General features: G+C 62.2%; 14 protein-coding genes and 1 other RNA gene. 11 read left to right on the top strand and 4 right to left on the bottom strand.

The window, feature by feature from the left end; genetic code table 11:
- The first annotated feature begins 51 nt into the window (after positions 1-51).
- Positions 52-2211, top strand: coding sequence for an esterase-like activity of phytase family protein (locus tag BGO80_RS03320; RefSeq protein ID WP_286719079.1), 2160 nt, complete (start codon positions 52-54; stop codon positions 2209-2211).
- A 141-nt stretch (positions 2212-2352) separates the two neighbouring features.
- Positions 2353-5982 carry an AsmA family protein gene (locus BGO80_RS03315; RefSeq protein ID WP_286719077.1) on the top strand — a complete coding sequence of 1210 codons (3630 nt, stop codon included), beginning with the start codon at positions 2353-2355 and terminating at the stop codon, positions 5980-5982.
- Here the strand turns inward: BGO80_RS03315 and BGO80_RS03310 are convergent.
- The 3 genes from BGO80_RS03310 to ssrA all read right to left on the bottom strand — a co-directional run bounded on the left by BGO80_RS03310 (position 5979) and on the right by ssrA (position 7185).
- Positions 5979-6197, bottom strand: a complete 219-nt coding sequence (locus tag BGO80_RS03310) for a ribbon-helix-helix domain-containing protein (protein ID WP_126151324.1) — start codon at positions 6195-6197, stop codon at positions 5979-5981. The genes BGO80_RS03315 and BGO80_RS03310 overlap by 4 nt on opposite strands.
- A gap of 17 nt (positions 6198-6214) precedes the next feature.
- On the bottom strand, positions 6215-6703 hold the full coding sequence (locus BGO80_RS03305; RefSeq protein ID WP_286719075.1) for an SspB family protein: 489 nt from the start codon (positions 6701-6703) through the stop codon (positions 6215-6217).
- 125 nt (positions 6704-6828) lie between these two features.
- Positions 6829-7185: a transfer-messenger RNA gene (ssrA, locus tag BGO80_RS03300) on the bottom strand.
- A gap of 148 nt (positions 7186-7333) precedes the next feature.
- Here ssrA and BGO80_RS03295 point away from each other — a divergent pair.
- Both BGO80_RS03295 and BGO80_RS03290 read left to right on the top strand, forming a co-directional pair.
- Positions 7334-7792 (top strand): thermonuclease family protein, encoded by a 459-nt coding sequence (locus BGO80_RS03295; RefSeq protein WP_286719073.1) that lies wholly within the window; start codon positions 7334-7336, stop codon positions 7790-7792.
- A gap of 48 nt (positions 7793-7840) precedes the next feature.
- The gene (locus BGO80_RS03290) at positions 7841-8392 is read left to right on the top strand and encodes a YkgJ family cysteine cluster protein (RefSeq protein WP_286719071.1); all 552 of its coding nucleotides are present in this window, start codon (positions 7841-7843) and stop codon (positions 8390-8392) included.
- Between the two features lie 2 nt (positions 8393-8394).
- Here BGO80_RS03290 and BGO80_RS03285 read toward each other — a convergent pair whose 3' ends face one another.
- A complete protein-coding gene (locus BGO80_RS03285; protein ID WP_126151327.1) occupies positions 8395-8634 on the bottom strand; it encodes a YdeI/OmpD-associated family protein in 240 nt (79 codons plus the stop codon).
- A 154-nt stretch (positions 8635-8788) separates the two neighbouring features.
- Here BGO80_RS03285 and BGO80_RS03280 point away from each other — a divergent pair, with 154 nt between their 5' ends.
- The 7 genes from BGO80_RS03280 to hflK all read left to right on the top strand — a co-directional run bounded on the left by BGO80_RS03280 (position 8789) and on the right by hflK (position 13839).
- Entirely contained in the window at positions 8789-9373 is a 585-nt protein-coding gene (locus BGO80_RS03280; protein ID WP_286719068.1) for a DUF1003 domain-containing protein, read from the top strand.
- Between the two features lie 11 nt (positions 9374-9384).
- Positions 9385-10179, top strand: coding sequence for a thymidylate synthase (locus BGO80_RS03275; protein ID WP_126151376.1), 795 nt, complete (start codon positions 9385-9387; stop codon positions 10177-10179).
- Positions 10176-10505 (top strand): nucleoside triphosphate pyrophosphohydrolase family protein, encoded by a 330-nt coding sequence (locus tag BGO80_RS03270; RefSeq protein WP_126151329.1) that lies wholly within the window; start codon positions 10176-10178, stop codon positions 10503-10505. The genes BGO80_RS03275 and BGO80_RS03270 overlap by 4 nt, the downstream gene beginning before the upstream one ends.
- Before the next feature lie 78 nt (positions 10506-10583).
- Positions 10584-11639, top strand: coding sequence for a DUF4424 domain-containing protein (locus BGO80_RS03265; RefSeq protein ID WP_126151330.1), 1056 nt, complete (start codon positions 10584-10586; stop codon positions 11637-11639).
- A 35-nt stretch (positions 11640-11674) separates the two neighbouring features.
- The gene (locus tag BGO80_RS03260; RefSeq protein ID WP_286719065.1) at positions 11675-12154 is read left to right on the top strand and encodes a GNAT family N-acetyltransferase; all 480 of its coding nucleotides are present in this window, start codon (positions 11675-11677) and stop codon (positions 12152-12154) included.
- Positions 12151-12675 (top strand): dihydrofolate reductase, encoded by a 525-nt coding sequence (locus BGO80_RS03255; protein WP_286719062.1) that lies wholly within the window; start codon positions 12151-12153, stop codon positions 12673-12675. The genes BGO80_RS03260 and BGO80_RS03255 overlap by 4 nt, the downstream gene beginning before the upstream one ends.
- Before the next feature lie 63 nt (positions 12676-12738).
- On the top strand, positions 12739-13839 hold the full coding sequence (hflK, locus tag BGO80_RS03250) for an FtsH protease activity modulator HflK (RefSeq protein WP_286719060.1): 1101 nt from the start codon (positions 12739-12741) through the stop codon (positions 13837-13839).

Here is a 13839-nt window from a genome sequence, read left to right as displayed (position 1 = left end):
GTGTTTTGCCGCCGGCCTATGCGGTCCCCGACACCATTGGGGGATGTTTCCATGACCTTGCGTCTTCGTCTTGCCGCGCTCAGCGCTGCACTGCTTGTTTCCACGGCCGGCGTGCATGCCGCCGAAGTCTTCAACCGCGTCGCCAGCTTTCCGGTGGCGCTCAATGCGCCCGATGCGGCAGCGACCTCGTCCGAAATCATCGCCGCAACCGAAGACGGCATGACGCTTATCTATTCCGACAGCCCCGGCGGCGGCATCGGCTTTATCGACATCACCGAAGCCAGCGCCCCCAAAGCTGCTGGCTATTTGGCGCTCCAAGGAGAGCCGACTTCGGTCACCATCATCGGCGACAAGGCCTATGTCGGGGTGAACACCTCCGAGAGCTACACGGAACCATCAGGCAAGCTGGTGGTGGTGGATATCGCCAGCCAGGCTATCGATGCCGAATATGATCTTGGCGGTCAGCCGGATTCCGTGGCCCGCAACAAGACCGGCTCGCTGGTGGCGATTGCCATCGAAAACGAGCGCGATGAGGACGCCGGTGACGGTGGCCTGCCGCAAATGCCGGCCGGCTTGCTGGTGATTTTCGATGTGGCGGCGCAAGGCCTCAAGACGGTGGACGTCACCGGCCTTGCCGATGTGTTCGGCGAGGATCCTGAGCCAGAATTCGTTGCGTTCAACGACAATGACGAGATCGCCCTGACGCTGCAGGAGAACAATTATATCCTGATCGTCGATGGCAAGACCGCCGCGGTGACGGGCCATTTCTCCGCCGGGGTAACCTCGGTCGCCGATGTCGACACCAAGAAGGATGGCGCGCTGCGCTTTACTGGCAGCCAGACCGAGGTGCCGCGTGAGCCGGACTCAGTCAAATGGCTCGACAATGACCGTATCGTCATTGCCAATGAAGGCGACTGGAAGGGCGGTTCGCGCGGCTTTTCCATTCTGTCCCGCACTGGCGAAGTCCTGTTCGACAGCGGCAATGCCCTCGACCACTATGCGGCCCAGCTTGGCCACTATCCCGAGCATCGCAACAAGAAGGGCGTGGAGCCCGAAGGCATCGAAGTCGCGACCTTCGGCGACACCCAGTACATTTTCGTCGCCGAAGAGCGGGCCTCGCTGATTGCCGTCTACAAGGATACCGGCGCCGAGCCCGAATTCGTCCAGGCGCTGCCCTCGGGTATTTCGCCTGAGGGCCTGGTGGCCATTCCGTCGCGCAATCTCCTCGCCACCGCCAACGAAGTCGATCTGCGCGAAGATGGCGGCATCGGCAGCCATGTCATGGTCTATGAACTGGCCGAAGGCGAAGCCAGCTATCCGCAGCTGATTTCCGATCTTGACGCGGACGGCCGCCCGATCGGCTGGGCCGCCATTTCCGGCGCCGTGGCCGATGCCGAAAAGCCAGGCATTCTCTACGCGGTCAGCGACAGTGTGTTCTATGCCGAGCCCGCCATCTACACGATCGATGCGACAACTCAGCCGGCGCATATCACCAACAAGACCGTGATCAGCCGCAATGGCGATGCCGCCCAGAAGCTCGATCTGGAAGGCATTACGCTCGACGGCAAGGGTGGATTTTGGCTGGCTTCGGAAGGCAATTCCGACAAGCTGTTCCCGCATGCGCTGTTTCATGTCGATGCCGATGGCAAGATCGTTGCAGAAGTGCCGTTCCCGGCGGCGCTGCTGGCGGGCCAGACCCGTTTCGGCGCCGAAGGCATTGCCCGCACCGGCGAGGGAGACGATGAAACGCTTTGGGTCGCTGTGCAGCGCGAATGGGGCGACGATCCCAAGGGCCAGGTGAAGCTCCTCGCCTACAAGCCTGCGTCCAAGACCTGGGGTGCAGTGGCCTATCCGCTGGAAACCCCGGCTGAAGGCGCCTGGGTGGGCGTCAGCGAGATCACAGTACATGGCGACTACGCCTATATCGTCGAGCGCGATAACCAGATCGGCGAGCGGGCGCAGCTCAAGGCGCTCTATCGCGTCAAGCTGGCAGACATGATTCCGGCCGAGCTCGGCGGGGAACTGCCGGTGGTCAGCAAGGAGCTGGTGCACGATTTCATTCCGGACCTGGCCGCCAACAATGGCTATGTGCTCGACAAGGTCGAGAGCTTTGCCATCGATGCCGACGGCACGGGCTATGTCATCACCGACAATGACGGCGTCGATGACTCCTCGGGCGAAACCTTCTTCTGGACCATCGCGCTGAACTAAGGCGTTCTGCTCATGGACTGACAGACGGCTGGGCCCGAAAGGCCCAGCCGTTTTCATATGGTCAAATCGCGTGCATTCGTCTTGCGCGACAGCGGCAAGTGCCTACACTCACGGCGGTTTCAAGCGGACAACACGCCCACAGTGCTCAATCGAGTTTATATCGCGGTCGGCCTTCTCGCCATTCTGGTGCTGGCCAGTGCCTTCATCGCCCCTCGCTTCATCCAATGGAGCGACTATCGCGATCGCATGGAGGAACTCGCCAGCACGGTCCTGGGTGAAGACGTGACGATTCGTGGCGATATCGAGTTTTCACTTTTGCCCCAGCCGCGGCTGAGTTTTACCGATGTGGTGGTGGGTGTCGCCGAGGCGCCTTCTGCGACCGTGGCTGGGGTCGAAGCCGAATTTGCGCTGATGGATTTTCTGCGCGACAATTATCACGTCACCTCGCTGGTGCTCTACCAGCCGGTGGTGGAACTCGCCATCGACGAAAACGGGCTCTTCGGCAGCGGCATCGATATGTCTGGCGCCGGGGCCGGGGTTGCCCTGGCGCATGCCCGTATCGAGCGCGGCAGCGTCAGGCTGTCGGACCTGCGCTCGGGCGAGCTTTATGCGGCATCGGGCATTGATGGCGACCTGCGACTCTCGAGCTTTTCCGGACCGTTCCAGTTTCAGGGCGCCATGGATTCCGGCGGCAGTCGCTACGAGGTGCGGTTCAATTCCGGGACGCTGGATGGTGATGGCAATACCAAGATTTCGGCCTATCTGCGGGACCTGGGTGGCGCTTTTTCCATCGGCGCCGATGGCATGTTCGCCGCCGGCGTGGCGCCTAAATTCGACGGGACACTGACTTATAAGCAGGCGCCGGAGCAGGCCGCTGGGGCGAGCGATATTCGCGGATCGCTGGTGCTCGAAAGCAAGGTGACGGCCTCCACCGATCGCGTGGTGCTGTCTGGTTATACGCTTCATCCCGACGAGAACCGGGCCGGTATGCGGCTGACCGGTTCGGCCAGCGTGCAGCTTGGCGAGCGGCGCAGTTTCGACGCGGTCGTCTCGGGCGGGGTGTTCTCGCTGCCACCGAGGGCGGCCACCGAAGTGCCGGCGCAACTGCCCTATGAGGTGGTGCGGCTTCTGGCGGAACTGCCGGCGCCGCTAATCCCGCCCATGGAAGGCACACTCGATATCGATCTGGCCGAGGTTGGGCTGCGCGGCTTTTCGCTGCGCGATCTCCGGCTCGATGCCACCAGCGACGGCAAGAGCTGGGATATTGCGCAGGCCGTCGCCCGGCTGCCGGGGGATGGCGAGCTGCGCTTTGCCGGCAAACTTTCCAACGAGGATGGCGCGCCGGGTTTCCGGGGCACTGTCGCTCTGAGCGCAGCGCGCCTCGATGCGCTGGCGCAGCTGTGGCGCCGGCCACGGGAGGACAATCCGCTGTTCAACATGCCCGGTGGGCTGGAAGGACGGGTCATCCTTGGCAGTGGCGCGCTGGGCCTGAGCAGCGGCGTCATGACGCTTGATGGCCAAAGTCATGGCTTCGAGCTGCGGCTGGGTTTCGGCGAGGAAAAGCGGCTCGATGCGGTGCTCAATCTCGATGATCTCGACGTCAGGCACACTGCGGCCTTGCAGGCGCTGGCCCCCGACATCACCGCCGATGGCAGCTTCGCCCTGAGCTTTCCCGAGGGCAGTTTTCTCCTTACCGCGCAGACGTTTGACCTGATGGGGCTGCCGGCGACCGATGTGGTGGCCGAGGGTCAATGGTCGCCGACCGCTATTCGCCTCTCGCGTCTTGGCGCCGGCGATTGGGGTGGCGTGGGATTCAATGGCGCCGTGCGTGTCGCCGGAACGCTGGATGCGCCGCAAGTGACCGGGTCGGGCCAGCTGTCAGTGGCTGACGCCACCGCGCCGGGTCTGGCCAAGCTCTATGAGTTGGCGGCGTTGCCGCAGGGGTGGCGGGCGGGGCTGGTGCGCGCCTGGCCGGCCAATCTGCGGGTGGCGCTGGAAGACAGTGAAACCGGCGCCGGTCAGGTGCTGACGCTGAATGGTAGCCTCGATGGCTCAAAATTCGACCTGCGCACCGAGATGACCGAGGGCCTGCCGGCGCTGGCCCGCGCTGATCTCCGCCTCGTCGCCTCGCTGGAGGCGGATGAAGGCGGTGATCTGGTCGAACAGCTGGGGCTGGGGCCGGTAGAACTGTTCGCGGGTGAGGGGAGCGGGCTCGCCAGTCTGTTCCTCGAGGGCAATCTGTCCACGGGCCTGGACGGGCGCGTGGCGCTGGGGCAGGGGAGCGATATCCTCAGCTATTCCGGCCATATCGATATTGGCGAAGCAGGGGTGTTGAGCGGTGAGGGTACGCTTGATGCGACGCTCGCTGAAGCCGGAGGTCTCGCGACACTCTTGGGCGCGCTTGGCGCCAGCCTGCCCGGCGTCGATGCCAATGCGACGCTGAGCTTCGAGGGTAGTCAGCGCATGACGCTCTCGGACATTACCGGCGTATCCGGCCGCCAGAGCTTTACCGGCCAGTTGAGCATGGCGCCTGTGGGCCAGGTGCCCAGCTTCACCGGCTCGCTGGATATGGAAAGCCTCGACGTGACAGCTCTTGCCGCCAGCATTTTCGGTGCGGAGGGCATGGTGCCCGGGGCGCAGGTGTGGCCCGAAGGGCCATTGGCGCTCAATCCGGGTCTACGGCCAACGCGCGGCGAAATTGCTGTGCGTGCCGATACGCTGTTCTCAGGTGCGCAGACGCTGGCGGGTGCCACCAGCTTCGCCTATTCCTGGGACCAGCAGGCGATCGGGCTCGACAGGTTCGAGACCGAGATCGGCGGCGGTACGCTGTCGCTGGTGATCGGGCAATGCTGTGCCGGGGCGCTGTCGGACCGCACGCTGGCCGGACGATTGAGCCTTGCCGGCGTCGAAATGGGCGCGCTGCTGCCAACGGCACCAGGCCTGTCAGGTCGTGTCGATGCGGGCCTGCAGTTCGAGGGCACTGGCGCCAGCCTGGCCGATGCCATGGCGGCGATGACTGGTGAGGGCAATTTCGCCATCGCCGATTTTGCGGCGCAGGGCCTTACGCCTGGCGTTTATCCGGCTACGGCGGCACTCACCGATGTGCTCAATACCGATGCCGAGGCGCTGCAGACACTGATCGGAATGTCGCTGTCGCAGGGTGATTTCACCGCCAAGGACGCGCGCGGGACCGTTGCCATTGCCGGTGGCGTGGTGCGAGTGGCCAATCTCATTGTGGATGGTGAAGGTGGTCGACTGGCAGGAAGCGTCAATCTCGATCTCAGCCGGCTTGCCATTGATGGCGCCTTCGTGCTGACGCCTCTCGGCTATGTCGATCCGACCGGGTTGATCGAAAACGACAATGCCCGCATCGTGGCCCGGCTTGCGGGAACGCTGATGGCGCCCTTGGCCAGCATCGACCTTACCGAAATGGTCGCCGCCATCCAGGTGCGGGCGAATGAGCTGGAAGTGGACCGACTTGAGGAATTGCGGCTTGCCGATGAAGAGCGCCAGCGCGCAGCGGCCGAAGAACGCAATCGGCTGATTGCCGAGCAACGCCGCCTGGCGGCTGAGGAAGCGGCCCGCAAGGCAGCGGAAGATGCCGCCCGCGCGCCGGTGGTAACGCCTGAAACTCCAGAAGAAACGGCTCCAGGCAGTAGCCTTCTGGTCGAGCCAAATCAGCCGCAGGGCCCGCTCAACCTCGGTTTCCAACCGGGGGTGAGCGTCAATCAGCCTGTTGGCCCACCGGTCAACCAACCGTTCCAGTTCTAGATTTTGTCGCTGGTTCCGTCCCGATACCAGGCGAGCACCGTCAGGCGTGCGGCCGAGGACAGATTGGGCACGGTGCGCGTTTCGTCGATCAGGCGCACGAGGCCTGCCATGCTTAATTCGCGCGCGGCGCAGATGGCTTCCAAGCCCGCCCAGAATTCGGGCTCGAGCGCCATGGAGGTTCGATGGCCGGCAATGGAGAAAGAGCGCTTTTCCATGGCCCTGCGGCCCTAAATCAGGGCTTCTTGCGGAAGGCGTCGAGACTGACGACCTTTTCGCCCGACGGCTCGGCCGTTGCTTCTCCTGCTTCGGCGGCCTCAGTTGCTGCATCGGCACGAGCCTCAGTGTCCTCGTCTTCGCGGGCAGCCGTGCTCGGGTCGAACTGCAGGCCGAACTGCACGGAAGGGTCGAAGAAACCCTTGATGGCAGCGAAGGGAATGACGAGGATTTCAGGCTGGCCGTCGAAGCTAAGGCCGACCTCGAACGTGCTTTCGGTGACCTTGAGATCCCAGAACTGGTTCTGGATGACGATGGTCATTTCCTTGTCGTACTGTGTCAGCAGCTTTTCGCTGAGGCGGACGCCCGGAGCGCGGGTAGCGAAGGAAATGAAGAAGTGATGGTCGCCGGGCAGGCCGGTGCGCGAGACTTCGGCCAGCACCTTGCGCACGACGCCGCGCAGGGCTTCCTGGGCGAGAATGTCGTAACGCATGTGATCTTCGGCCATCTTGTCCTCGCTTTTGGTCTAATCGGCTGGGACAGGGCAGCCCTAGAATCCCGAACGGCCCATATCAGCCCTACGTTCCCAAAGATTTCAAGGACAAAGGCGTGGCAAATTTGGGGAAGAGAGGAAGTGCAGGCTTCTGTTGCCAGGTGCCTGCGAACCCCGCCTGTCGCCCGGCTAGGGGCGGAGGACTTAAATTCCCAGTGCTAGCACCGCATTACGCAGCGAGAGCAACCGGAGCCTTATTGTTGTCATTAGCAACTATAAGTTTCGGACCGATAACGGTGGTACCTCACCGAGCAAAAGCACACTCTTTACGCCCTCGTCGATCCTATTTCGTCCCCATTGGCTACCCCGCGAGGGGTAGATGGTGGAGACGCCGGGTACCGCCCCCGGGTCCGATGGGTTTATTACAATGACCGTTTATCGCCATAGCCCTTACGGGCACCCCCTATATAGGTGACCCGAACGCCGGATGCAAACTCCTCGAAGCGATTCAGGAGTGGTTAAGGGCTAGTCCTCATCCTCCCCGCCACGGAGGGCAGGATGCGCGACCGTCGATTCCTTTATTCCAATCCCGGGCACCAACCCCTGCGTGGTCGCAGGCGACGCGGATTTTCCGGACTTGTTCCGATGGTGCTGGTGGCTGGCCTGGCGGGCGCCGTTGGCGGCTTGATGCTTGAACGGACCGGTGTCGGGGATTGGCTCATGGCACCAGCGGCGCCGCGGGTCACCGTTGAGCAGGCGGCACGACATTTCGCCCTGTGCTCCGGGGCGTCCCGCAACACCTGTGTGGTGGACGGGGATACGTTCTGGCTCGACGGCATCAAGATTCGGATCGCCGATATCAACACGCCGGAAATCGGCGCGCCGCAATGCGCGGCCGAGGCTGCGCTGGGTCGCAGGGCAATGGAGCGGTTGAGGGAATTGCTGAATGAGGGGACCTTCTCGCTGGTCGGCATTGATCGCGACGAAGATCAGTATGGCCGCAAACTGCGCATCGTCGAACGCAACGGCCGCTCGGTTGGGGCGGTGCTGGTGGCCGAGGGGTTGGCGCATGAATGGCGTGGACGGCGCGAAAGCTGGTGTTGAACCGGTGTTATGGCTTATCTCGGTCGGTGAGCTGTAAGGAGGCGCCGCGTGTCGCTGCCCGTCATCGAAGGTAGAAGCTGCGAGGGATGCACGGCTTGCTGTGAATTCCCGCCTATTCGCACCGAAAAGCTGCAGAAGCCGGCCAATACGCTGTGCCCGCACTGCGCAGAAGGACAAGGCTGCACGGTCTATGACGTGCGCCCGGATGTGTGCCGTGGCTTTTATTGCGGCTGGTTCTTCGTGCCGGAACTGACGCCGGATTGGCATCCGGCCGAAAGCGGTGTCGTCATCCGGTCCGAGCATTTCGAAGAGAATACCATCACCTTGCTGATCCTGCGCCTTTCGGGCTTTCTCGTGTCGGAGAATTTTGCCGGCATGATTGGGGCCTGGGTGGAGCAGGGTGTCGGGGTGGAGTTCGAGCGGGTCGGTCCGCCCGGCCATTTGCCGGCGAAGATGCGCATGAACGAACTGCTGGAAGACGCTGTGGCTGCGCGTGATCTCAGGGCCATGCAGACCATGTTCGCCTGGGCGCTGGCACATATCGACAAGACGCACACATGGGAGCCGGACGATACGGTGCTGCGCAGCGCGCTCGCCTGAACCTAGCCGTTCCACTTCATGCGCATGTAGACGCCACCGGCTTCCAGCTCCTCCAGCATCTGCTCCAGATGTTTGAGCTTGGTCTCCTCGCGCTTCACCTTGTTGATCCACAGCAAGTAGTCATTGCGCTGGTAGGCCGGCCGCGCCTGGTACTTTTCCATGAGACCGCGTTCTTCGAGGGCCTGCCGCACAAAGTCGGGCATGTCTTGTCGTGGCCGCAGCGGGCGCAGAACCGGGCTCATGATCGTTGCTCCTATCGGTTGGTCCCAGTGACTATCACGAAATGTGCTGTCGCCTCCTGTCAGTGCTCCATGCGGTATTCATGTACCGCTTTAGGGTGGGCCGGTTTTGCGATAGCGTCGTGACCAGGTCTCTCCATCCATTTCCGAGATAGTCATGGCGTCCGACCCGACAAGCAAGCTGATCCATGCCGCCACGCATTTTCTGGGCAAGCCGCCCGATGCCTTGACCAACCAGGAGCGGGTTATTCTCGAGCGGGCCATCAGCAAGCGTGCCCTCTCCCGCGATCCGACCTTGGCTTTCGACGATGGGCTGACCTTCGGGCAAAGGCTGGCGGACGGGGTGGCTGCCTTTGGCGGGTCCTGGGCCTTTATCATCGGCTTTGGCGTCTGCCTGCTGCTCTGGACCGGGGCCAATCTGCTGCTGCGCGGTGCGGCCTTCGACCCTTATCCCTTCATCTTCCTCAATCTGATGCTGTCCATGCTCGCCGCCATTCAGGCGCCCGTGATCATGATGAGCCAGAACCGGCAGGCTGCCAAGGATCGCGAGGTCTCCGCGCATGACTACGAGGTCAACCTCAAGGCCGAGATCGAGATCATGGCGCTGCATGATAAGGTTGATCGGTTGCGCGAAGAGGATTTGCGCAACTTGATTCTGCGGCAGCAGGACCAGATCGAGCGCCTGACACGGCTGGTGGAGAAGCACGTGGCGGGAGGCGAAGACAAAGGCGAATCGGCTTAGTCTTGCCCGCCATGCAGCCCTATCTGAAACTCCTCTCCGATATTCTCGAAACCGGCACCGACAAGTCGGACCGCACCGGTACCGGCACGCGCTCGCTCTTCGGCTACCAGATGCGCTTCGATCTTTCGAAGGGCTTTCCGCTGCTGACGACCAAGAAGCTGCATCTCAAGTCCATCATTTATGAGCTGCTGTGGTTCATACGTGGCGAGACAAATGTGCGCTGGTTGCAGGAGCGCGGCGTCAAGATCTGGGACGAATGGGCGGACGACAATGGAGATCTCGGCCCGGTCTATGGCAGCCAGTGGCGCAGCTGGCCAGCGCCTGATGGGCGCAAGATCGACCAGATCGCCAACCTGATCCAGTCCATCAAAACCAAGCCCGATAGCCGTCGGCATATCGTTTCGGCCTGGAATCCGGCGGAAGTGGACGAGATGGCGCTGCCACCCTGCCACTGCCTGTTCCAGTTCTATGTCGCCAATGGCAGGCTCAGCTGCCAGCTCTATCAGCGTTCGGCCGACACGTTTCTGGGCGTACCCTTCAACATCGCGTCCTATGCGCTGCTGACCCATATGGTGGCGCAGGTCTGCGATCTCGAGGTCGGTGATTTCGTCCACACCTTCGGCGACGTGCATCTCTACGCCAACCACTTTGAGCAGGCCCAGTTGCAACTCACCCGCGAACCGCGCCCACTGCCGCGCCTGGTCATGAACCCCGAGCGCAAGGCGCTGGAAGACTTCGTCTTCGAGGATTTCGCCTTCGAGGGATACGATCCGCATCCCCATATCAAGGCCGAAGTCTCGGTATGAGCCGGTCGCTGGGCGAGCTCTCCGACAAGGTGTCGGAAGTGGCGGCGGTGCTGACCAGCCGAAATGGCATTGCGGCCGATAGCGATTGGCTGATGCTCAAGCTGCAGGAGGAGCTGGGGGAACTGACCGCAGAGCACTTGCGCCTCAGCGGCCGAAAGAAGCGCGAGGGGCTAGATGAGAACGCCATCATTGCGGCCCGCAACGATGAGGCAGCCGACTTGCTGGCTATTCTGCTGCTCTACGCTCGCCACCACGACATCGATCTTGAAGCTGCGGTCGAGCGGAAATGGCTCAAGCATCTTCGCCCGGTCACCAAAACCGGCTAACCTGATCATTGCCTGAAATGCAGGGATGGGCTGTTCTCGTCCCGTGATCCAATACGAAGTCCTGAGGGAGACGGGATTATGCGCAAGTTTGCACTTGCCCTGATGGTGAGCTGCCTGGCCCTGCCGGCACTGGCCAACGACACGACGGCCCAACTTGGCGCTGGCGGCCTGGTCTTCGTAGGCAATGACGCGATCCAGATGGCCTCGGAAGACCTTTACGTGTCGCCGAGCGAGGTTCGTGTCACCTACGAATTCAACAACGTCACCGATGAGGACCAGACGGTCCTGGTCGCCTTTCCGATGCCCGATATCGAGGGCAGCGGCGATTTCATGGTCGATGTGCCGATCCAGACGGCCGGTGGCGAGGGCCGCCCGGCCATCGATGACCCCAACAATCTTTTCGGCTTCGCCACGACCTTCAATGGCGAGCCGGTGGATGCCGAACTGCACCAATATGCCTTCGCGCATAATATCGACTATTCCGATCTGCTGCGCGGCATGGGCGTGCCGCTGGAGCCGTTCGGTGAAGCGACCTATGAGGCGTTGAAGAGGCTCGATGAGGCCGATGCGCTCAAACTCGTCCATTTGGGCATGGTCTACCGCTCCGAATATGATGCCGGTAACGGCATGGAGTGGGAATATGTGCCGCTTTGGACGCTGCGCTCGACTTATAGCTGGGAAGCGACCTTTGCGCCCGGTATCTCCGATGTCGTTCACTCCTACCAGCCGAGCGTCGGCGGCACGGTGGCCACGACCTTCATGCCGACAAAGGGCGACGAGTATTCCCGCCAGCGCTATGACGAATATGTCGCCAAATTCTGTGTGGACGACAATCTGGTCAGCACGTTGCGCAAGAAGGAAATCACCCGCGACGGCTGGACGTCCTACCCCTTTGTCGAAAACTGGATTTCCTACATCTGGTCGACGGGCAACAACTGGTCCGGCCCCATCGGCAAGTTCACCCTGACCGTCGACAAGGGCAGCCCCGACAACCTGGTGTCGTTCTGCGGGGAGGGCGTCAAGAAGATCGGTCCCACCACCTTCCAGATGACCCAGACGGACTGGTACCCGCCCTATGACCAAGAGCTGGAAATCCTGCTTTTGATCCCGGTGGACTGGTTCGACGGGGAATAGGTCCCCGCTATTACTTATGACGGAGGCGCAAGGGCATGAGCCTTGCCATACGTGCTGCCCAGCCCGGCGATGCCGGGCTGATCCTCGATTTTATCAAGGCGCTGGCCGAATACGAAAAGCTCTCCCACGAGGTGGTGGCCAGCGCCGACGATCTCGAGCGCGACCTGTTCGGCGTTGAACCCAAGGTGTTTTGTGAAATTGCCGAATGGGCGGGCAAGCCGGTCGGATTCGCGCTCTGGTTCTATACCTATTCGACCTTCCAGGGCCGGCACGGCATCTGGCTCGAAGATCTCTATGTCGATCCTTCAATGCGCGGCAAGGGCATCGGCAAGGCGTTGCTGGTGCATCTGGCTCAGCGTTGTGTGCAGGAGAATCTCGGACGGTTCGAGTGGTGGGTGCTCGACTGGAACGAGCCCTCCATCACCTTCTACAAGAGTCAGGGTGGCGTCATGCAGGATGAATGGACCAAGGTGCGCATCGACGGCGCCGCGCTGGCGAAATTGGGTGCCGCATGAACGTCCGCATCGCCCTCATCGCTGCCGTGGCGGAAAATCAGGTGATCGGCGCCGATCAGTCGATTCCCTGGCGCATCCCCTCCGATTTCGCCTGGTTCAAGGCTCAGACCATGGGCAAACCGATGGTCATGGGGCGCAAGCAGTTCGAGACATTTCCCCGGCCCTTGCCAGGACGGCCGCACATCGTGGTCACGCGTCAGCCGGACTATGCTCCGGACGGTGTATCAGTCGTGCATTCGCTGGAAGAGGGGTTGGCGCTGGGGCGCGAGCTGGCTGCGACGGCTGGCGTGGACGAGGTCATGGTGATCGGGGGCGGCGACATATACGCGCAGGCCATGGCACATGCCGACCGGCTCTATATCTCGCACATTGCGGCCGCGCCTGAGGGTGATGTGTGTTTTCCGCCGATAGACGGGCATGTCTGGACAATCGTGGGCGAACCCGATGTGGCGGCCAGTCCTGCGGACTCCTCTGCCTACACGATCAAGATCTATGAGCGTGTTCGCGCCGCCGCGCATTGATCGGCAGCGCTGCTTGCCTATATATGGCAACAATGATTTTTCGAAGACACCGAAAGGAATGCGATGCCTTGGGAGAATAATGGAGGCGGAGGTGGCCGCAATACGGGCGGTCCCTGGGGCCAGGCGCCTGGCGGTGGCGGCGGTCCACGCCGGCCGAGTGGTGGCGGCAACACTCCCAATCTCGAAGACATCCTCAATCGTGGACGTGACCAGTTCAAGGGCGGCGTCCCGGGCGGACGCTGGGCCATTGTCGGCGGCATCATAGCGCTGCTGGCCTTTTGGGGCGTCAATTCCGTCTATACGATCAACCCGCAGGAAGTGGGCGTCGAGCTGCGCTTCGGCAAGCCCAAGCCCGAACTGTCGGGTCCGGGCCTGCACTTCATGCTGTGGCCGGTCGAAACCGTCGAACGTGCCACCACGACCGTCAACCAGACCCAGATCGGTGCGGCCAATGCCAGCGGCGCCCGTGCGGCCAATGTGTCAGACGGGTTGATGCTGTCGGGCGACCAGAACATCGTCAATGTGCAGTTCTCGGTCTTCTGGGCCATCGGTGATCCGGTTGCCTATCTCTTCAATGTGCGTGACCAGGAATCCATGGTCCGCTACGCTGCCGAAAGCGCCATGCGCGAAGTCGTCGGCCGTCGCCCGGCGCAGGACATCTACTCGGACGACCGCTCCGGTATCTCCGCCGAAGTGTTGCGCATCGTGCAGGCCACGCTGCAAAGCTACGGTCTGGGCGTTACAGTCAGCCAGGTGCTGATCGAAAATGCCGGGCCGCCGTCCGAAGTGATCGATGCCTTCAACGAAGTGCAGCGCGCCCGTCAGGACGAAACCCGTCTGCAGGAAGAAGCTCGCTCCTACGCCAACACCCTTCTGGGTGATGCGCGCGGTCGTGCTGCGGCCCTGCGCGAAGAAGCCGCGGCCTACACCAACCGCGTGGTGCAGGAAGCAACCGGTGAGGCCCAGCGCTTCAACGCCATCTACGCAGAATATGTGAATGCGCCGGAGGTGACGCGCAAGCGCCTCTTCCTCGAGACCATGGAAGAAGTGCTCGGCAAGTCCGAGAAGGTTCTCATCGAGAATGGCGCGGATGGTTCGGGTGTCGTCCCTTACCTGCCGCTGCCGGAACTGCGCTCGCGCGCTAACACCTCGACGGGGAACTGA

It is taken from the genome of Devosia sp. 63-57 (assembly GCF_001899045.1).
Classification (GTDB): Bacteria; Pseudomonadota; Alphaproteobacteria; order Rhizobiales; family Devosiaceae; genus Devosia; species Devosia equisanguinis.
The sequence above is the reverse complement of the archived record's forward strand: the minus strand, read 5'-3'. Positions and strand labels throughout refer to the sequence as shown.

Coding starts and splice junctions, on each gene's coding strand:
- BGO80_RS03320 (WP_286719079.1), top strand. CDS start 52: ATGACCTTGCGTCTTCGTCTTGCCGCGCTCAGCGCTGCACTGCTTGTT.
- BGO80_RS03310 (WP_126151324.1), bottom strand. CDS start 6,197: ATGGAAAAGCGCTCTTTCTCCATTGCCGGCCATCGAACCTCCATGGCG.
- BGO80_RS03305 (WP_286719075.1), bottom strand. CDS start 6,703: ATGGCCGAAGATCACATGCGTTACGACATTCTCGCCCAGGAAGCCCTG.
- BGO80_RS03295 (WP_286719073.1), top strand. CDS start 7,334: ATGGTGCTGGTGGCTGGCCTGGCGGGCGCCGTTGGCGGCTTGATGCTT.
- BGO80_RS03285 (WP_126151327.1), bottom strand. CDS start 8,634: ATGAGCCCGGTTCTGCGCCCGCTGCGGCCACGACAAGACATGCCCGAC.
- BGO80_RS03280 (WP_286719068.1), top strand. CDS start 8,789: ATGGCGTCCGACCCGACAAGCAAGCTGATCCATGCCGCCACGCATTTT.
- BGO80_RS03275 (WP_126151376.1), top strand. CDS start 9,385: ATGCAGCCCTATCTGAAACTCCTCTCCGATATTCTCGAAACCGGCACC.
- BGO80_RS03270 (WP_126151329.1), top strand. CDS start 10,176: ATGAGCCGGTCGCTGGGCGAGCTCTCCGACAAGGTGTCGGAAGTGGCG.
- BGO80_RS03265 (WP_126151330.1), top strand. CDS start 10,584: ATGCGCAAGTTTGCACTTGCCCTGATGGTGAGCTGCCTGGCCCTGCCG.
- BGO80_RS03260 (WP_286719065.1), top strand. CDS start 11,675: ATGAGCCTTGCCATACGTGCTGCCCAGCCCGGCGATGCCGGGCTGATC.
- BGO80_RS03255 (WP_286719062.1), top strand. CDS start 12,151: ATGAACGTCCGCATCGCCCTCATCGCTGCCGTGGCGGAAAATCAGGTG.
- hflK (WP_286719060.1), top strand. CDS start 12,739: ATGCCTTGGGAGAATAATGGAGGCGGAGGTGGCCGCAATACGGGCGGT.